This is a genomic window from Bacillus sp. C-3-6 (assembly GCF_054509685.1).
In genome coordinates this window covers 941,365-959,980 of the sequence record NZ_CM137247.1, presented here as the reverse complement: position 1 = coordinate 959,980, position 18,616 = coordinate 941,365, and the positions used below count along the sequence as shown (strand labels likewise).

Annotated in this window: 17 protein-coding genes and 1 pseudogene; 2 read left to right on the top strand and 16 right to left on the bottom strand. The window is 34.5% G+C overall.

All coding sequences use genetic code 11. The features are described from left to right. Positions 1-4: 4 nt before the first annotated feature. The 9 genes from ACW0JX_RS04860 to ACW0JX_RS04820 all read right to left on the bottom strand — a co-directional run bounded on the left by ACW0JX_RS04860 (position 5) and on the right by ACW0JX_RS04820 (position 10,584). The gene (locus ACW0JX_RS04860) at positions 5-259 is read right to left on the bottom strand and encodes a hypothetical protein (RefSeq protein ID WP_017672934.1); all 255 of its coding nucleotides are present in this window, start codon (positions 257-259) and stop codon (positions 5-7) included. A gap of 3 nt (positions 260-262) precedes the next feature. Next, on the bottom strand, positions 263-601 hold the full coding sequence (locus tag ACW0JX_RS04855; protein ID WP_000859133.1) for a DUF4870 domain-containing protein: 339 nt from the start codon (positions 599-601) through the stop codon (positions 263-265). 96 nt (positions 602-697) lie between these two features. Then, positions 698-3,139: a DEAD/DEAH box helicase family protein gene (locus ACW0JX_RS04850; RefSeq protein WP_459245434.1), complete on the bottom strand. Its 2,442-nt coding sequence runs from the start codon at positions 3,137-3,139 to the stop codon at positions 698-700. Next, complete coding sequence (locus tag ACW0JX_RS04845; RefSeq protein ID WP_053565127.1) at positions 3,132-3,458, bottom strand: nucleoside triphosphate pyrophosphohydrolase; 327 nt, start codon at positions 3,456-3,458, stop codon at positions 3,132-3,134. The genes ACW0JX_RS04850 and ACW0JX_RS04845 overlap by 8 nt, the downstream gene beginning before the upstream one ends. A 232-nt stretch (positions 3,459-3,690) precedes the next feature. Further along, positions 3,691-6,591, bottom strand: a complete 2,901-nt coding sequence (locus tag ACW0JX_RS04840) for a DUF3427 domain-containing protein (RefSeq protein ID WP_459245433.1) — start codon at positions 6,589-6,591, stop codon at positions 3,691-3,693. Positions 6,592-6,705: 114 nt separating this feature from the next. Then, complete coding sequence (locus ACW0JX_RS04835; protein ID WP_000739615.1) at positions 6,706-7,107, bottom strand: (deoxy)nucleoside triphosphate pyrophosphohydrolase; 402 nt, start codon at positions 7,105-7,107, stop codon at positions 6,706-6,708. 225 nt (positions 7,108-7,332) lie between these two features. Continuing rightward, entirely contained in the window at positions 7,333-8,301 is a 969-nt protein-coding gene (locus ACW0JX_RS04830) for a tripartite tricarboxylate transporter substrate binding protein (protein WP_459245432.1), read from the bottom strand. Next, positions 8,298-8,975 carry a response regulator gene (locus tag ACW0JX_RS04825; protein ID WP_242263976.1) on the bottom strand — a complete coding sequence of 226 codons (678 nt, stop codon included), beginning with the start codon at positions 8,973-8,975 and terminating at the stop codon, positions 8,298-8,300. The genes ACW0JX_RS04830 and ACW0JX_RS04825 overlap by 4 nt, the downstream gene beginning before the upstream one ends. Positions 8,976-8,994: 19 nt before the next feature. Beyond that, positions 8,995-10,584 carry an ATP-binding protein gene (locus tag ACW0JX_RS04820; RefSeq protein ID WP_459245431.1) on the bottom strand — a complete coding sequence of 530 codons (1,590 nt, stop codon included), beginning with the start codon at positions 10,582-10,584 and terminating at the stop codon, positions 8,995-8,997. 224 nt (positions 10,585-10,808) lie between these two features. Between ACW0JX_RS04820 and ACW0JX_RS04815 the strand changes: the two genes are divergently transcribed. Both ACW0JX_RS04815 and blaIII read left to right on the top strand, forming a co-directional pair. Next, positions 10,809-12,128 carry an MFS transporter gene (locus ACW0JX_RS04815; RefSeq protein WP_098361260.1) on the top strand — a complete coding sequence of 440 codons (1,320 nt, stop codon included), beginning with the start codon at positions 10,809-10,811 and terminating at the stop codon, positions 12,126-12,128. A gap of 567 nt (positions 12,129-12,695) precedes the next feature. Then, entirely contained in the window at positions 12,696-13,643 is a 948-nt protein-coding gene (gene blaIII, locus ACW0JX_RS04810) for a class A beta-lactamase BlaIII (protein WP_254489085.1), read from the top strand. A 170-nt stretch (positions 13,644-13,813) separates the two neighbouring features. Here the strand turns inward: blaIII and ACW0JX_RS04805 are convergent, their stop codons facing one another. The 7 genes and pseudogenes from ACW0JX_RS04805 to ACW0JX_RS04775 all read right to left on the bottom strand — a co-directional run bounded on the left by ACW0JX_RS04805 (position 13,814) and on the right by ACW0JX_RS04775 (position 18,182). Then, positions 13,814-13,972, bottom strand: a complete 159-nt coding sequence (locus ACW0JX_RS04805; protein WP_164083071.1) for a hypothetical protein — start codon at positions 13,970-13,972, stop codon at positions 13,814-13,816. A gap of 110 nt (positions 13,973-14,082) precedes the next feature. Then, a complete protein-coding gene (locus ACW0JX_RS04800; protein WP_254489087.1) occupies positions 14,083-14,244 on the bottom strand; it encodes a hypothetical protein in 162 nt (53 codons plus the stop codon). Positions 14,245-14,537: 293 nt separating this feature from the next. Further along, a pseudogene (locus ACW0JX_RS04795) lies at positions 14,538-14,807 on the bottom strand (alpha-ketoglutarate permease); the annotation flags it as partial. A gap of 536 nt (positions 14,808-15,343) precedes the next feature. Further along, a complete protein-coding gene (locus ACW0JX_RS04790) occupies positions 15,344-15,868 on the bottom strand; it encodes a nuclear transport factor 2 family protein (protein ID WP_459245430.1) in 525 nt (174 codons plus the stop codon). Positions 15,869-16,017: 149 nt separating this feature from the next. Further along, complete coding sequence (locus tag ACW0JX_RS04785) at positions 16,018-16,410, bottom strand: nuclear transport factor 2 family protein (RefSeq protein WP_001046364.1); 393 nt, start codon at positions 16,408-16,410, stop codon at positions 16,018-16,020. Positions 16,411-16,414: 4 nt separating this feature from the next. After that, on the bottom strand, positions 16,415-17,236 hold the full coding sequence (locus ACW0JX_RS04780; protein ID WP_459245429.1) for an MBL fold metallo-hydrolase: 822 nt from the start codon (positions 17,234-17,236) through the stop codon (positions 16,415-16,417). Positions 17,237-17,561: 325 nt separating this feature from the next. Then, positions 17,562-18,182, bottom strand: a complete 621-nt coding sequence (locus ACW0JX_RS04775; RefSeq protein ID WP_000448622.1) for a DsbA family protein — start codon at positions 18,180-18,182, stop codon at positions 17,562-17,564. Positions 18,183-18,616: the final 434 nt, after the last annotated feature.

Sequence of the window (18,616 nt, the reverse complement as noted above, 5' to 3'; positions counted from 1 at the left end):
ATCATCACCTACTCGCTAACTTCTCTTTCACATACTGAAGCATATAAGAAAACCTCATCTCATTCTTCCTACAACATTGAAACAAGCCTATAACAAGTAACAAAAAAGGAACATTATCTCTATAACGATTTTCATACTCACTAATACCATCATAAAAGTACTCATATTTTCTTTTTCGTAAAACGATATAAATCGCAATAAACAGCACTGCAATCATAATCAAAAGTCGCTTTCCCCTTATTTCCCCTTCTTGTTTCATCACCTATTCTCCTTCCACCGTATACTTATCTTCTTTAAATAACGGAATTCGAATGAAATAACGATATGGTTCGTCGCGTATTACTTTCCACGCAATAATAATTACTTGAACTACCTCAAAAGCGAATACGATCCAAAATAAAACATCACTAATACGTGAACTAATATTAAATAGTAGAAAGATTAACAAATGAAAGTTGAACGCCTTTCGGCAATGATATTTGTACACCTCACTTTTACGTGCCAGTGTGATGTACATGAGTAGTGGTGAAAAGATTCCTATCGCGGCTGAGAGTAGTAGCATGATGATGGTGTTTCTTTTTTCTTTTGTGGTGGTTTTCATGAGTGGTTTGGTCCCCCTTTTTGATTTGTCTTCTTTAGGTTAGGGGGTGACGTTGGGGGAGGTGCAAGGGGAATTTTAATTTAAAAACAGCAACACTTATTTCAGTGTTGCTGTCCTTCTTTCAAAGTATGTATGAAGACGATATTCACATATCTCCTTCGTCCATTCGAATAAGATCTCTTCATCTTCTTTTCTAACATCCATATTTAGAGAAAAGAAGTTTTCATCAAATGATAATAAACCTTTCGAACTACCACTCCATTTTGTCATTGGCATTGTAGCGATTAGTTTACTAACTTTTTCTTCATCATATTCCCACATACGTTGTGCTTGCTTGTCACTAAAATCTATTTTCTTGCGGTATTCTTTTTCCATTAAAAACTGATAGAAGAATGGTGCAACTTCTTCTGATGAGATAGGATGGTACCATCTTTCTTTTCCACGTTGCAACATCGCCAACAATAATAGCATTTTATAACTTTTTGCCATTCCTGTTTTTTCAACTTCTTGCAACCACGCTTCACAATGTAAAAACACTGTTTTTTCAAGTTCTGTTAATTCATCATTCCATGCTAAAAAGCCAACATATGATTTAAACTCTTGGCGATATTCTTTACTCTCTTCTATACCAAGTTTATGTAATTCTAAATATGTAGGTCGACGTCCAAGATCCATTTTTACAGTTTGATAGCTATGTTGCAATTTTTCTTTTCTCGGCATTTTCTTTTTCAGTAATTCATCTAATAACTGCTTTGCTTCTAATTCAAATTCTACTGTACATCCATCTGGCAATATATTTTGTGTACCATTTCCTTTCGTCTTTCCATCATCCACTCGAAGCATTTGCATTTTTATATCTGCATTTCGATAATTTGCAATTAAATCAATTACAACACAATACTCCTTATGCTCATGCAATCGTAAACCACGACCAATTTGTTGCGTGAAAATTGTTAATGATTCTGTTGGGCGAACAAATAAAAGTGTATCGACAGATGGAATATCAACACCTTCGTTAAATAAATCTACTGTAAAAATAGCATCTAGTTCATTATTATCCAGCTGTTTAATCGCATCTTCTCTCGAAATATGTTTTGTTTCCGAATGAAGTGAAATTGTACTATAACCGCTCTCATTAAAATATATAGATAAAAAGACTGCTTGCCTAATACTAGAGCAAAAGACAATTGTTCTAGTTTTTTTATATTTCTTCCAAGCTTCTAAAATATTTAAGGCGAGTTCCTCTCTCAACTGCACTTGCTCAAGTTCCTCACGATCATACTTATTGCCTATCCAACGTATTTGTGAGTAGTCAGTATCATCATGTACTCCATAATAGTGAAATGGAGATAACCATCCACGCTGAATCGCTTCCATAAAATCAATTCGATATGCAACGTTCCCATCACAAATCGAATAAATATCACGAAAATCATTTCGATCTGGTGTTGCCGTTATTCCCAATAAGAAGTTAGGATCAAAATAATCTAGTACTCTTTGATAACTGTTAGCTGCAGCATGATGGAACTCGTCTACAATAATAAGGTCAAAATCATTAGGTGAGAAGTTTTCTAAGTGACGCTTTCTACTCAACGTTTGAATAGATGCAAAAACAACATCCTTCTCGCCTTCCTTTTTCTTTCCATTATAAATCCCCGTAGTCTTATTATCGATTACACGTAGAAAAGATTTTTCTGCTTGATTTAATATTTCTTCTAAATGCGCAATAAATAAAACTCGCTTAAAGCGTTTTGCAAAAAAAGCAGCTAAATAAGTCTTACCAAGTCCAGTTGCCATAACAACCATCGCTTTGTTGTATCCTTCTTCCAATACATTCTCTAATTGTTCCAATGCAGGTAATTGTGCAAAGCGTGGTGCAATCTTTGTTTCATATACAGCTGATTCCTCTAATTCAATTTCTACTCCTGATCTCGCAGTATAATCCTCTTGTCCCGAGGGAATCATCATTTCAATCTCTTCTTGCTTTGTCCAAGTTCGGACTAAACTTGAATGAGTTGTATGAAATTCTTCATACTCTTTACGATATTGTTTAATTGTTTCTATATTAATAGGCTGAGTTGCTTCATTCATATGAATATGTAAAAATTGATCAATCGCCTCCGAAAAGGCTCCCTCTCCAACACTCTCTTTCACAAGCAAGCTCCATTCCACACCACTTGTTAGCGCGGAACGAGACATATTAGAAGAACCAACAATCATAACTCCTTCGCTCTCATGCTCAAATAAATAAGCCTTCGGATGAAATGATTTTCCTGCACTCCTCCACAGTCGAATATCAATATCAGGATGAATTTCATACAATTTCTCTAAAGCATCTGGTTGCGTAATATACAAATAATCTCCTGTACAAATCTTAATATCTACATTCTTTTCTGCTGCTTTCCGCAAAAAAGAGGCTAAGACATCTACGCCTGATTTCATAACAAACGAAGTTAAAATATATATCGATTTTGCATCATCCATATAGCGCTCTAGCTTATGGATCAAATTATTCGTAACGAGCTGGACATTAGTCATCATGTACCTCAACTAAAAAAATTCTTTCCTGAAAACCACCACGCTTTTCGGCCTTCTGTTTACGTACTTGCTCAACATCCTCTAACGTTACGCCTTCATATTGTGCTAATGCATTCACTAACTCTAATAAATCAGCTAATTCTTCTACTTTATGCTCTTTACTTTCAGCCTCTAAATACTCAGCTAGCTCCTCTTGTGTTTTCTTGCTCACTTCTTCTATATATTCTTTTTCATTCAGTATTCTAGTTGTGAATGTCTTTCCGTTATTCTCAATAATTTCTGGTATGCGATCTCTTACTAATTTGTTGTAGGTTGGCATTTGAATCCCTCCAGGATTAGGGTTTTAATGCTCTAATTATACCATATAAGATTTAGTCCTTTTCTTTCTGTTTACATGGGATAGCTACTTAAACCATACATTTTAATCCAATAAATAAGGCTGTATCAAAAACATACTACGATGTCATTTTGATACAGCCTTATCTTATCTACTAATACTACTATCACACTAAGCATTTTTGAGCTATACAAGCATTAAAAATTCAATCTACCTACAAAACATTACTATCCTTTAAATAATCATAAAGCTTATTATCAACCGATTTCTCCATAATCATATTCATCGTAACAACCGGTAGTTCTTTTCCATTTTTATCTTGCATTTCAGTTTGTTCTACACTTGCTTTATCAGGTCTCGCTTTTCCTAAATAGTAAAAGTCGCTCCCCTCGTCATCATCTTTTTTCACAAAAATATGAACATCAATATTATTTTCTTTAGCGTCAATAATTGTTTGAACTTCCTTCGATTTTAATGTTCTATTACTTCTTGTATACCATTTAAGAACATCTTGATTAAGGAATTCATCACCGTAGTCCACACTGGATTCTACCTCATCATTTTTATGGTATGTGATAAATATTGGACAAGTATAATATTTTGTCTTATAACCATACATAGTTGAGCTCTCATCATTATGCCAATTTAAAAGTTTACACACATCTTTTCTTGAGTATTTTTTATATACAGTAAGGTTACTATCACACTCATAGTTTTTGCCCTTTTCTTTCGAACTTCTAACGATGTCCATAACCATATACTTAAAGTATTCATTTTGTTCTAAGCTTTTTCGAATAGAATCATTAAACATATATATCTTATTGTTTTGTAAAGAGAGAATTGGCTTTTCTCCATATTTCTTTTGACTGTTTTGTGAGAAAAACTCTAATTCAAAAATTCGTTGTACTGAAGTAATCGTTTCATCATCTATTAAGCAATTAGATTGTTCAAGTTGTTTTACATACTCATCCTTATCAACTTTTTCTTTCTTTAATAATAAGTCTAACAAAACGATTTCGTTTTTACGTTTTCCATTTAATACTTCCAATGAAAGCATTGTTAAAACTTTGTTTTCGTACTCTGTTAATGTAGGCACATCTTCTTTCATTTTCAATAGGAACTGATAATAGTTCGAATATCCATCTACAAGTACAACTGGATCAATAGAATGGTTTACTATAAAGTCATATAAATATGGAATTCTTCCTATTCTATTTTTCAACTCACCAAACGCTTCCTTTAATACTTTCATTGCTGTTAAATTACTATTATTAATAGCTTTAAAGATTTGTTTTTTCGCTATCTCCTCAAAGTTAACTGTTGAAATACCTTTAATATAACTCGTGTCATTTGTATATCTGCGTATATTATCTTTATTTTGTGATCTATCTCCTGAAAGGGCAATTGGAATTAAATAGTTGTTTTTATAGTTTCCAATGAAATCAATAATCGTAACAAAATCTTTCGAATCATGTTTCCGAAGTCCACGCCCCAGTTGCTGTATAAAGATAATACTTGATTGAGTTTGTCTTAACATAACAACTTGATTCACACTCGGAATATCAATTCCTTCATTAAATATATCTACCGTTAAAATATAATCAAGTATGCCATTTTCTAATTGATTCACGCGCAATTCTCTTTCCTCTTGGGAATGATCTCCTGTTAATGCAAATGTGCGAAAACCTCTATTATTTAAGGCGTGTGATAATTGTTCTGCTTCATCTTTTCGGCTGCAAAACATTAGTCCTGTTACTTTCTCACCAGAAAAACCATAATATTTTACTTTTTCAACTATATGATCTACTCGTTCTTCCGTAACAAGTTTAGATAAAACAGTAGTGTCATCTATCTTTTCACCATTATATTCAAAATCAGTTACTCCAAAATAATGGAAAGGACAAAGCATATCTTCTTCAAGTGCTTCTTGCAATCGAATTTCATAAGCAATGTTGTAATCAAATAGCTCATAAATATTAAAATTATCTGTACGTTCAGGTGTAGCGGTCATTCCCATTAAAAATTTCGGTTTAAAATAATCAATAACTCTATGATAAGAACCAGCACCTGCTTTATGAACTTCATCTATTAAAATATAATCAAATAACCCAGGATCAAATTGCTGTAAATTTTCTTCTTTTGAAATGGTTTGGATCGTCGCAAATAAATATTTAGCATTTATTTGTTTATTTGACCCTGATAAAATTCCAAAGTCCTCATCTATCCCACCAAGAACTTTTTGAAAATCAGATTTCGCTTTATTTAATATTTGCTCTCGGTGAACAATAAATAACATCCGTTTAGGTGCAAAATTTCTGACATCAAATGCTGAAAGATATGTCTTCCCCGTTCCTGTTGCAGAGATAACTAAGCCTTTTTCTTTTCCGGCGTCTCGAATAGCTTGTATTTCTTGTAACGCAGCTTGTTGCATTTTATTTGGGGTAATTTTCAAAGCTTCTTCAATTGAATTGTGATATTGACCAGGTAATTCTATAACTCGATCTAGTAACTTATTTTCTGCAGCTTGCTCATATATTGTTTCGTAATTTGCAATCAACTCTTCGGTTAATACTTGAGAATGCTCCCAAACTTCTTCAAATTGGTTTTTAAAATGCTGTACAATCTCTCCATCTTCATGCGATGTTAACTTAACGTTCCATTCATAGTTTACCTTCAAAGCATGTGCAGTTAGATTTGAACTACCGACAATTAATGAACAATGTGTTTTATTATCAAATATGTATCCCTTTGAATGAAAACCAGATAAGTTTGTTAATCTTACTTCTACATTTTCAAGTTTCATTAATTCTCTAAACACTTTTGGTGTATTAAAATTTAAAAATGTAGATGTTAATATACGTCCTTTAACCCCTTTTTGTTTAAGATCAAGGAAATGTGATTTTAAAGTCGCCAGTCCACTTTCTGTAATAAAAGCCACTGAGAAAATAAAGGATGTACTGTTTTCAAGCTCCTCCAACAATGAGCTTAAAACATTTTCATTTTTTTTCGTATTATTTACTAATAACTTAGGTTTATATATTCCGGGATGATTATGTTTTTGATCAATAAACCCTTTATATAAAGACCCCTCTAATTTTTGAATAAAATCCTCCATATGATCACCATTTATGACAATTTTTTATATTAATTGTATTACTCACTGATTTAAAGTGCAAATTTATTACAAACATAAAAAACTATCCGTATAAAACGAATAGTTTTTTTAAGATTACTTTACAATCGATTCTTTTGATAATTTCTCAATAGTTGGGATATCCGCAGGTGCCCATTCTAAAGCTGATAGCTCATTCGGATATAACCATTTAATTGCTACATGCTCAGTTAAAACCGGACTTCCTTCAACAAGTTTACAATAAAAAGTTTTCAAATGAACAATACCAAAATCATACTCATAGGCTGTATAATCAATTTGTTCACCAATCTGCACGCTACAATGCATTTCTTCATCAATTTCACGCTTTAAAGCCTCTTGAGGTGTTTCTCCCTCTTCTATTTTCCCACCTGGAAATTCCCACATAAGAGGTAGCGATTTAGATGGTCCTCTTTGCGCACATAAAATTTTCTCTTCTTGGACAATTACTGCTCCAACAACATAAATATTTTTCTTCATTATGTCCTCCTTAAATCTCACAGAAACTCTATACTTTATGTTTCCACACTTTATAGACTGAAAAATGCCTTTTATATCTTTTAACGACTAATATATTTTTAATCAGTAAGCTAGATTTTATCTAACCCTATCTAGCCCTTTTAATGTAATTAGCCTAACACTCTCATCTCTTTTATATTATATAGAAGTAACTACAAAAATAAAGCATGATTGAATACTTCCCTCTTAAGCCTCTTTTTTCACCATCTCTTCATACCTAAAATTACTCTCCTCCAAAAACCCCCTACTCTCCCCACTATCCTTATAAAAACTCTCCCAACCCCGCTCCCTCAAAACCCCCTTCCAACTATCACTCTCAACCATCTTCTTAATAACACCATCCCAATAAGCAACCTCTTCCTCCGTCATATCTTTTGGTCCCATAATTCCTTTCCAGTGCTGGAATACAACGTCGATCCCTTGTTCTTTCCATGTTGGGATTTCTGATAGTCGGTCTAGTCGTTTTGGTGCGGATACGGCTAGTATTTTTATTTTGCCGGCTTTGTATTGTTTTTCGGCTTCGGATAGGGTCATGGTTGCGGCACCTATTTGTTTGTTCGTTAGGGCGTTTATGATTTTTTCTTTGTTTTCGTAGACGAAGAATTGTAGTTCGGCTGGGTTTATGCCGAAGGCTTTGCTTACTTGTACGAAGGATAGGTGATCGTCGTTTCCTAGGCCGGGGGCAACGCCGATTTTGAAGTTTTTCTTGTCTTGTTTTAGTTGTTCCATTAGTTGATTTGCGGTTTCTACGCTAGAGTCTTTTGATACGACAACGACTTCCCAGTCCGATGCAAGTGTCGCGAGCGGCGTGAAGTCTTTATATGTTAATTTACTGTGGCCTAGTAGGTTGTTCGTTATGAGTAAGCTTGAGTTAATCGCTAGTACGTGACCGCCTTTTTGTTTCGTATATTTCCATCCGACATCACCGCTGCCACCTACTTTGTTTGTGACTGTGATTGGTTTTGTGAAGATTTTTTCTTCTGTTAGCGTTTTTTGCATCGCTCTCGCTGTTAAGTCCCATCCTGCTCCTGGAACGTTTGGCGCAACGATTTCTACTCCCTCTATGTTTACTTTATTCTTTTGGGATTTTTCCGAGGAACAACCAGTTATTGCTCCTGTCATGATCCATATACATAGTAATAATCGTTTTTTCATAGCCCTCGTCCTATTCGGTATTTTCGTTCTGGTCGTCCGATAATGCCGTATGTGTACTCTACTGTGCATTCGCCGGTCGCTACTAAGTATTCTAAATATCTTCTTGCGGTTGTTCTGGAGGCCCCCATTTGTTCTCCCATTTCTTCTATTGTAATGCCCTCTTCGAATCCTTTTATAATGCCTTTCACTTTTTGCAGTGTTAACGGATCAACACCTGTCGGTAAGTTTTTTATGTCTTGTGTTTGCGAAGTGCCGAAGAAATTATCGATGAGTGCTTGATTTACTTCATGGTTACTATGTAATAGTTGCTTCTTTCTTTTATAGTCTTCAATTGTGCGAACGAATTTTTCTAACGTAACCGGTTTTATAAGGTAGTTGCTTACGCCGTTTCGAATTGCTTTTTCTAGCATATAGTTTTCATTCGCCGCCGTTACCATAATGACGTCAACGTTTGGAAAATCAGCATGAATTTTTGGCAATAAGTCTGTTCCAATTCCATCTGGTAAGTAATTATCTAATAGAAGCAAATCGATTTCTTCCCTTTGTAGTAGTTCCATCGTTTCTTTTGCGTTCAATGCTTTTCCAATCACTTTTACATCCTTTATTTTCAATAAAAACTCTTCCTGAATTTGCGCGACGCGGAAATCATCTTCTGCAATTGCAACCTTCAACATGTGCCCATCCCCCTGTTTGTCATATACTTTCTCTCAATGTTTTCGGAAGGTAAATTGTAAAAATAGCTCCCCCATTTTTCTCGTTTTGAATTTCAATTGTTCCCTCTAGTAGATCTACCATTTCTTTCACGTTTGCTAGCCCGTAACCACGATCAGTTCCTTTCGTTGAAAATCCTTTTTGAAAAATGGTCGTTATTTTTTCTGCCGGTATCCCTATCCCGCTATCTATCACTTCAAATACAATATCGTGTCCAATATCCGTAACAAAGAAGGAAACACTCTTTTCCTCTCGTTCATTCACCGCATCAAATGCATTGTCGATTATGTTTCCAAGAATCGTAATAAGATGCGAAACCTTTATATGGTCTGGTAACGGATGAAGCGCGCTATCTCCTTCAATATGAAAATCGATTTTCTTTTCAGACGCTGTTCCGAGTTTTCCTAATAAAATAGCTTGTACTTTCGCATCGTGAATTTGATGGAATAAAATATGATTTTGGCTTTGATGAATATTAGATTCTTGTTGGATAAATTCAATCGCTTCTTTGTAGTGCCCTAACTGAAGTAATCCTGATAAGACGAAAAGTTTATTTGTAAATTCATGCGTTTGAGCACGTAAGTCCTCAGAATACTTTCTTACCTCTGATATCGTATTCACTAAGTTTTGCAGTTCTGTTTTATCTCTAAAACTACATACAACACCTACCGTACTGTTATTTTCGAGTATCGGCGTCATGTTTAAAATAAACACTTTATCTTGAAACGCGATTTCTTGATCGCTTTCTAACACTCGTTCCATATTAAATTCCGGTAAAACCTTTGAAATGTGTTGCTGCATATAATCATCATTTACATGTAGCATCTCTTCTGCCGACGTATTCATCATCGTAATAAACCCGTTTTGATCAATAGCGATAATTCCTTCTTTTATAGATAGTAATATTGCACTTCGTTCCCGGTATAGCGCTGCAATTTCATTCGGCTCTAAACCCAGTGTATCTTTCCGAATGCTACGCGCTAAAAGAATGCCACCAACAATTCCAGCTAGTAATACAGCTAAGGAAAAGAGGATAATTTCTTTCGTTCTGCTTAATATGTTAGATTCGATACCTTTTATTAAAAACTCTACTGTCACAACACCTACGACTTGATCATAGTCTCCGTTATGAACAATAATGGGAGCTTTCGCCATTAAAGCCGGACCACTTTCACCATTTCCTTCAAGCGTATAATAGCCACCAAAAGTGAGTGCTTCATAGTTATATGGATTGTTACTCTTTGTGCCAATTAAATCCGAATTAGAATGGGAATACATAACCCCAAAGCGATCTTCTATAATGACATAATCGGCACCAGATTGCTCGCGAACTTGTTCCGCAATGGATTGAATCGTACTTTTATGCTCGTTATTTTGAAAAGCTTCTTTTATAGCGGGCATAAAAGAAAGCGACTTCGCTGTTTGCAGTGCTAACTGTTCCACTTGTCGCTTCGTATCAACGGACTGAATGTAAACAAAGATCCCCGCTAATAGGAGAACGATAAATAAAATTAACGCAATAATTAAGCTTACTATTTTCGTTTGTAATGACACTTTGCGTGATTTTTTCATGCTTCATATCCTTTGATAAAATATTCAAAACTATCAATCTCCTTTTTCTATTATTATGACAAAACTGAAAATGAAGCAACTATTAAAAATATCCATGTACATAAAGTACAAAAAGAATAAAATTGTCATAATATTGAGATTTTAAATAAAGAACAGTACAATTCAAATACAATGAACACGCTTTCATATATACCTTTTATGACTAAGCAAGAGGAGGAATTAGTATGGCTCAAGCAAAATCTAACCGAGTCGCCGGCAATATCTTTAAAGGTTCTGTCGGTAATTTAATTGAATGGTACGACTGGTACGTTTACTCTGCTTTCGCCGTTTATTTTTCAGCAGAGTTCTTTCCTAAAGGAGATCCAACGAGTCAGTTACTGAACACAGCGGCTATTTTCGCAGTTGGATTTTTAATGCGCCCTATCGGCAGTTTATTAATGGGACGCTATGCAGATCGGCACGGACGCCGGGCGGCATTAACCCTCTCCATTACGGTTATGGCCGGTGGTTCTTTAATTATTGCCTGTACACCGAGTTACGAAAGTATCGGTATTATGGCCCCTATTATTTTAGTTCTTGCTCGTTTACTTCAAGGGTTGTCACTCGGCGGAGAGTATGGAACTTCCGCAACGTATTTATCTGAAATGGCTAGTAGTGGACGCCGTGGTTTTTATTCAAGTTTCCAATATGTAACCCTCGTTGCTGGACAGATGGTGGCGTTAGGTGTTCAAATTGTTCTTCAGCAATTACTAAGCGAACCAGATATGAAAGCTTGGGGATGGCGTATTCCATTCATTATTGGAGCGATGGGTGCAGTAGCTGTATTATGGCTTCGCCGTACGATGGATGAGTCGGAGCAGTTCTCAAACATAAAATCACAAAAACGCGAAAGCGCAGGAACCGTTCGTGCACTTATGAAACACCCGAAAGCAGTATTAACAGTAGTCGGCCTAACATTAGGAGGCACTGTTGCATTTTATACGTACACAACATATTTACAAAAGTTTATGGTAAACACAGTCGGCCTTCCGAAAGAAGTTGTAAGCTGGATTAACTTTGTCGCACTACTTATTTTCGTCGTACTTCAACCAATTGCAGGATTACTATCCGATAAAATCGGACGCCGTCCACTATTAATGGCATTCGGTATTCTCGGAACATTACTAACAGCACCGATCTTCTTCTTCATGGAAAAAACGACAGAACCAATCGTAGCATTTTTACTCATGATGGTCGGTCTCATTATCGTTACTGGTTACACATCAATTAACGCAATTGTAAAAGCAGAACTCTTCCCAACTGAAATTCGTGCACTAGGCGTAGGTTTACCATATGCCCTCACAGTTGCGATATTCGGCGGAACTGCTGAGTTCATCGCATTATGGCTAAAAAGTATCGGAATGGAATCACTATTCTACTTCTACGTAGCTGGATGTATCGCGATCAGCTTTATTACGTATTGGCGTATGGATGAGTCATCGAAGACTTCGCAGATTGAGGCGGAGCTTGGTGGGGATAAATTAGTTAACAATAAATCTAGTTAAAATTATGTATTCTATTATCTTCGTTTATCTGAAAAAGCATAATTCATTAATATGCAATTTAAAAACCTCTACTTATATGTAGAGGTTTTTGTATGACGAAAAAACACGTAGTTCCATTGTTATTTTACAAACCCCAAATTCTTCCTCATCTTAAAGTGGAACAAATTTATTACTTAGAGTGTCTAATAAGTGTATTTCTAATATGAGTTGTCCAGATTGGATACAACATATCCCGTTTGACATCTATTTTTATGTATTACAAAAAAATGAAAGGACTTATTATTCCCAAAAGTAAAAAACATGTATTGTAATACTTTCACAGGTGAACCATTACAAGTGGAAACAAAAAAGAAATAACGCAAACTGTGACTTATCAATCATATAAAGTGAAAATTTAATCAGCGGGGGTCTTACTGCCCGGCAAATAGCGGGATAAACGTTTTGGATGTCATTTAACCTGTGAAATTTCAGCTGCAGTAGTATTGTTACCTTATGTCATCTTTAATTACATCGGTATTTAGAATACCTAGACAAAATCCATATATTCTTGAAAGAGGTTGAAAATTTATGTTCGTTTTAAACAAGTTCTATAACATTTTACATTACAAAAAGATTGTACCTGTAGTATTACTTTCATGTGTATCACTTATAGGCTGTTCCAATAGTAATGCTCAATCTGAACCACCTAAACAAACGAATCAAGCTAATCAAATTAAACAAGAAAATACAGGAAGTCTATCTTTTGCTAAACTTGAAAAAGAATATGATGCTAAGCTTGGTATTTATGCACTGGACACAGGTACGAATCAAACGATTGCTTATCATTCAGATGATCGTTTTGCGTTTGCATCTACATCTAAATCATTAGCTGTGGGCGCTCTTTTACGCAAGAACTCATTAGAAGCTCTTGATCAAAGAATTACGTATACTCATGAAGATCTTTCTAATTATAATCCAATTACTGAAAAGCATGTTGATACAGGAATGACGTTAAAAGAACTTGCAGATGCTTCAGTTCGATATAGTGACAGCACAGCACATAATTTGATTCTTAAACAGTTAGGAGGTCCCTCTGAATTTGAAAAAATCTTGAGAGAAATGGGAGATACTGTTACTACTTCAGAACGATTTGAACCTGAATTAAATGAAGTGCATCCAGGAGAAACACATGATACCAGTACACCAGAAGCAATAGCTAAGACGCTTCAATCATTTACATTAGGGACTGCACTTCCAACAGAAAAACGTGAACTATTAGTAGATTGGATGAAGAGAAATACAACTGGAGATAAATTGATTCGTGCGGGCGTACCAAAAGGATGGGAAGTAGCTGATAAAACAGGTGCGGGATCTTACGGAACAAGAAATGATATCGCAATTATTTGGCCACCAAATAAAAAACCAATTGTTCTTGCTATACTTTCTAATCATGATAAAGAAGATGCTAAATACGACGATAAACTTATTGCAGATGCAACCAAAGTCGTGTTAAATACCTTAAAAGCTACGGAATAGAGGATAATAGGTTAAAAGTTTTCTATTTTAGGCGGTGTTTTCTCTAGTAGGAGTTGCACCGTATTTTCATCAACTAAAAATTTAATAGTGCCCCCAAAATGAAGTTTGGTGCTCCCCCTAAAACATCTGGACTGTAATAGCCAATTAAAAAAATGCAAACAAAACGATCCTTAATCAGTCTTTTTGTTTGCATTTCCTTTTTCTAAAACCACAGAAAAGATAAGTACTATAGTTAACAGCATAATAAACCTTACTTCACTTCCATCACTTACAAAAAATGAATACAAAGTATATATTAAAATTAATATTCCATAAATAATTTTGTGCAATGTACTCCCTCCTTTTTGCCCTATATATTTTAGTATAAAAGTTTGATTCAAGTCCTATATCCAAATGAAAATAAAAATACTTTTCTCTTGTTCATTTATCTATTTTCTTTTTATAACTCAAACTTCTTCGAATCGTACTTTTCTAGAGTTCGCTGCAATTCATCTTGTTCATATGGAATATGCTTATCTGTCTGTACATCTTCAACATTTGCTCCACCTGCTAATAATCTCCTGTACTTAAAAGAGTGCCCTGTTAATACTGTTTTAATCATTTTGTATGCCCTCCTTTTGTTTGATTACTTGTATCATAAAACAGGTATCTGAAGTTGATATGTAGTCTATCTAGAGTGTATGTAAATTTAGAAAATCTCTAATAAAATGTTTGTATTGTAACGTTACCACCAAAACTATTGCCCTAAACACCATGATTTGAAGAGATAGGCCCCCATGTTCTAGTCTCAATTCCTCCTACAGTTCTATATTCAGTAAAACTGGTTAATCCCTATAATATAAAAAGAGCACCACTTTTTGGATGCTCCTCGTTATAACTATATATTATTTAATTTCCTTCTTTTGCTGGTACCATTTTTCCTTCTTGAGAACCTGTACCCTCTGTTCTTTCAACTGTTTTTGCGTTTCCTTTAGGAGTTGCTGGCACTGCATCTTTAGGTAAATCAAAGTTTTGTGAGAAAGACGTTGTTCCATCTACACTCTGTGTAATTACTTGATTTGAACTATCTTCATTTGACTTTAAATTGTCCATTTTCGCATCATCTGCACCTCCCGCTACCAATCCTGTACTTAAAAGTGCTCCTGCTAATAATGTTTTAATCATTTTTCATTACCTCCTGTTTATTTGTAATATTCATCAAAAAAGTATCTAGAGTTAATGTTTTAGTCATTATCTTTATCTACTTGCTTTTTGATTACATTTAGCATAAGACAAGAATCTATAGTTGATATGGACTGCATCTGGAGATTATGTAAAGAAAAATAGATGATCAGTTGTATATCCTAATGGATGCTTAGACAAGATTGAAACTTTATATGAATTTGAATAATTGAGTTCCCCTTTGTTTTTGGGTGTGAGGGACTAACCCTTTCTAATTTGAAAGCAAACTTTTTATTAATTGAAGAATTAAAAGAGGTGGGGATCTTACTGCCCATTAATGCGGGATAAAAGAAAACCGCCTGAAATGATGTGTAATCGAATAGTAGTACATAAAAAAATACAAGTAACAATAAATTAAATCTCGTTAAAACAAAAAGGAGATGTCCCAGGCATGGTACTAGGACATCTCCTTTACTTATCTAAATTTCTAAATTCTATACAGCACTATCAATTAAACAATTATTAAATATATCTTCTATCTAAAACACCGTATTATCATTAGCTGCTTCACTTGGAATCTCTTGAATTACATCCCAGTGTTCGACAATCTTTCCATCCTTGATACGAAATATATCCACTATAGCAACTCCCTTATCTTGAGAATTAGTACGAGAGTGTACATGAAGAGCAACTGTATCCCCTTCAGCTACTACACGTTTAATCTCTGCAGAGGAATTAGGATTTTTAACAAAATCCTCCTTAAAGAAATCCATGAAGGCTTTTCGTCCATCAGCAACAAAAGGATTATGTTGCTGATAATCTTCACTAACATATTTAGGGATAATATCGATATTATGTTTGTTAAAAACTTCATTATAGAAATCAACTACCATCTTTTTATTCTTTTCATTTTCTTTCACTTCTTTTGATACAGAAGCAACATTCTCGCTCTTTATTGAGTTCCCTTTGTTATTACCGGTGAAAGCTTGATATACCAAAGTCGAAACTACTCCTAAAATAAATACAGAAATAATTGTTATGATTAAACTTTTCTCTAATTTCATATATACCTACCTCTTCTACTTAAATAAGTTTTCTTCTATAAAAAGTTTGAAGAAGGAGAAACCTTCCCCAAAATGTAATGTTAGGGGTAATGTTAGGAATTTCATTTATCCTAGCCCCCCTATACAAGACATATTAGAAACGATTAGCTCTAACTTAATACCTCATTAACAGTTGCACTGTCCACAATTTGAATAAACTTCTTAACCTTATCGTTCTCATCAAACTTATAAAGATGACAAAAATCTGCTACAAATGACTTCCCTGTAGCTTTATATGTTCCACTATATTTTCCATACACAATAACAGTATCGTTATTAAAAGTATAAATTTCATCTTTAGCGCTATAGTCATCCCATTCCGTGCCAAGACGTTCATGTACGTTTTTCACTACTTCATCTGGACCTATATAAGTACCTGCATATGGAAACCCAGCAGCTTCTGTCCAAGATACATTTTCACTTAAATACGTTTTGAACGCATCCAATTTCCCTTCGCCAGTTAACACATACGTTTCATGTAATAGTTTTTGATATTTATTCATATCATTAACCCCAAGGCATTTCTTTTGTTACAACTTTTGCACTTAATTCTAATACACCTTTATTTGCATAGTCTGGATATGCTGCTTCAAGTTTTGCCACAAAATCTTTTGAAGTTCCACTTTCCTCAGAAGCTTGAACCGCAGTTCTTAGATAATCCATTGTCGCAGTAAGTGCTTGATTATTTAGGGATTTTTCGATTGATCCATGGCTAGGTACAATTATGTCAGCATGTAATGCTTGTAACACTTTCAAGTTCTCAATCCACGCCTCCATCGCGGCTTTTGAGCTAGTATCCGCTAAGAATACATGTATTTCGTTAAATACATCAATACCACCAATTAATACTTTCAGCTCTTTATTAAATAAGCTAGTTCTGTAATGATCTAAGCCTACTAGTTCAAATGTTAGCCCCTGAAAATCAATTGTGTTTTCTTTAAACACTTGAGGTAATACCACGTTACTTGGTGCATTTTCTCCAAGGACGTCTTTCCAAACTTTTAATTTCCCTAAGACAGAATGAACGATATGTTCAACAGTAGACTCTGTTGCATACGCTATAGCTTCTGGGTAAACGGCTTTAATGCTCTCTAATCCAAAGTAGTAGTCTGGATCCCCATGAATAATAAAGATTTGATCTAGAGATAAGTTGTTTTTTTTCAAATACTCTACAATTTCTTTCGAATCAGATTGAGTAAATTTTGAGTTTATTAAAAATGCATGTCCTGCTTTCTCAACTAATGTTGCTGTGACCATAAAGCTTTTTTCATCCGAACTAAACACCGTTAATTTCACATCTTGTTGATTTGTATCGATTGTTTTAAACATAGTATGTTATTCTCCTTTTGTTAAAGTTATTAACTAATTATCATATTTTTATCTTGTTCCGATAAAGTGAAACTTTAATCAGTGGGGGTTTTGTTCATCCCCCACTGATTATTAGTTGAACCAATCGGACTTTTACGGACAGTTGATCCCCCACCTAACTTCTTTGCTTCCACTGAATTTTGAGGTGGGGGTCTTACTGCCCGTTAAAGCGGGATAAAATCTCCCACTCCCATTCATCTGAAAGTGTAATAGTACTGGCGAATATTCCGGAGATGAATGTCAGGTGGCCTAAGATAACATGTTTGCTACTATATCCTAAATTTTCTTAATATAAATTTTTAAAACGCGCTTCAATTTTATCCGGCGTCATTACGCCACCACCAATAGGAATAATTTGATTATCCTTTTGTAAAAGTAAGGAAGGATAGCTATTAACACCAAGCTGTCGAACTTTATTGAAATCATTTTGGACATCTATTATTGTTTCTTGAGCGTTTAAACGTTCTAATACTTGTTCAGGGTCCAAACCATGCTCGATTGCAATTTTGCGATACGTTTCAGGATCACTCAGACTTTGGCCCTCATAATAAAACGCTTTTTGCATAGCCGAAGTGAATTCTAATAAACGGTCTGGCGCTAATGAGCGTAAAGCTGAAAAACCAATTGCAGCATCTTTCGAATTCATTTTAAAAGTCCCTTCCTCCACCAATTTTTGATATGAAGGACCAAATTCAGCACCTGTAAGTTGATTAATTCTTTTATTTCCTTCTTCTATATATGAGAAGTTTTTCATTGGTAAATTATCTAAAAATAACCCTCCACATAAAACCGTTAATGGCACTTCAGTGTGGTTTTTGTAAAATCCTTTAATACTTTCTGAAAAACCATAGCACCATCCACAATATGCATCCCATACGTAAATAAGGTTATCTTGTTTCGTCTCCATTTAAATCTCCTACCTTTTTTTTATTATCCAGCTCAACTAAATTTTTGGTTTATATAAGTACATCTTTTTATACCTTGTTCTTTTTTAGATACCTTACTATATTTCCCCAAAACTAATATTTCCAAAGAAAGATCCACCAAGGTTTTTTACAAAAGATAACGTTGCACCTTATTGCCCCGTAACAGAAAATACTAAAGCTTAGAATATGCATTGATTTGAATGTGTTAGTAACTTTCTACACCGAGTGGCAACGTATGGACCACCATCCTTAATTAAATATATAAATCATATTTTTAGCAGATATTAGTTGTAACTAAAATGATTACATCTTTATGTAACTATTTTAGTTACAACTAATATAGAAGTCAATTCTTTTTTTCGAAAACATTAAATTTCTACATTAATCTACAACCAATCCCACTCTTAAAAAAAAT

Coding starts and splice junctions, on each gene's coding strand:
- ACW0JX_RS04855 (WP_000859133.1), bottom strand. CDS start 601: ATGAAAACCACCACAAAAGAAAAAAGAAACACCATCATCATGCTACTA.
- ACW0JX_RS04850 (WP_459245434.1), bottom strand. CDS start 3,139: ATGACTAATGTCCAGCTCGTTACGAATAATTTGATCCATAAGCTAGAG.
- ACW0JX_RS04845 (WP_053565127.1), bottom strand. CDS start 3,458: ATGCCAACCTACAACAAATTAGTAAGAGATCGCATACCAGAAATTATT.
- ACW0JX_RS04830 (WP_459245432.1), bottom strand. CDS start 8,301: ATGAAAAAACGATTATTACTATGTATATGGATCATGACAGGAGCAATA.
- ACW0JX_RS04775 (WP_000448622.1), bottom strand. CDS start 18,182: ATGGAGACGAAACAAGATAACCTTATTTACGTATGGGATGCATATTGT.
- blaIII (WP_254489085.1), top strand. CDS start 12,696: ATGTTCGTTTTAAACAAGTTCTATAACATTTTACATTACAAAAAGATT.
- ACW0JX_RS04860 (WP_017672934.1), bottom strand. CDS start 259: ATGAAACAAGAAGGGGAAATAAGGGGAAAGCGACTTTTGATTATGATT.
- ACW0JX_RS04835 (WP_000739615.1), bottom strand. CDS start 7,107: ATGAAGAAAAATATTTATGTTGTTGGAGCAGTAATTGTCCAAGAAGAG.
- ACW0JX_RS04785 (WP_001046364.1), bottom strand. CDS start 16,410: ATGAATAAATATCAAAAACTATTACATGAAACGTATGTGTTAACTGGC.
- ACW0JX_RS04825 (WP_242263976.1), bottom strand. CDS start 8,975: ATGTTGAAGGTTGCAATTGCAGAAGATGATTTCCGCGTCGCGCAAATT.
- ACW0JX_RS04840 (WP_459245433.1), bottom strand. CDS start 6,591: ATGGAGGATTTTATTCAAAAATTAGAGGGGTCTTTATATAAAGGGTTT.
- ACW0JX_RS04815 (WP_098361260.1), top strand. CDS start 10,809: ATGGCTCAAGCAAAATCTAACCGAGTCGCCGGCAATATCTTTAAAGGT.
- ACW0JX_RS04800 (WP_254489087.1), bottom strand. CDS start 14,244: ATGATTAAAACAGTATTAACAGGGCACTCTTTTAAGTACAGGAGATTA.
- ACW0JX_RS04820 (WP_459245431.1), bottom strand. CDS start 10,584: ATGAAAAAATCACGCAAAGTGTCATTACAAACGAAAATAGTAAGCTTA.
- ACW0JX_RS04780 (WP_459245429.1), bottom strand. CDS start 17,236: ATGTTTAAAACAATCGATACAAATCAACAAGATGTGAAATTAACGGTG.
- ACW0JX_RS04790 (WP_459245430.1), bottom strand. CDS start 15,868: ATGAAATTAGAGAAAAGTTTAATCATAACAATTATTTCTGTATTTATT.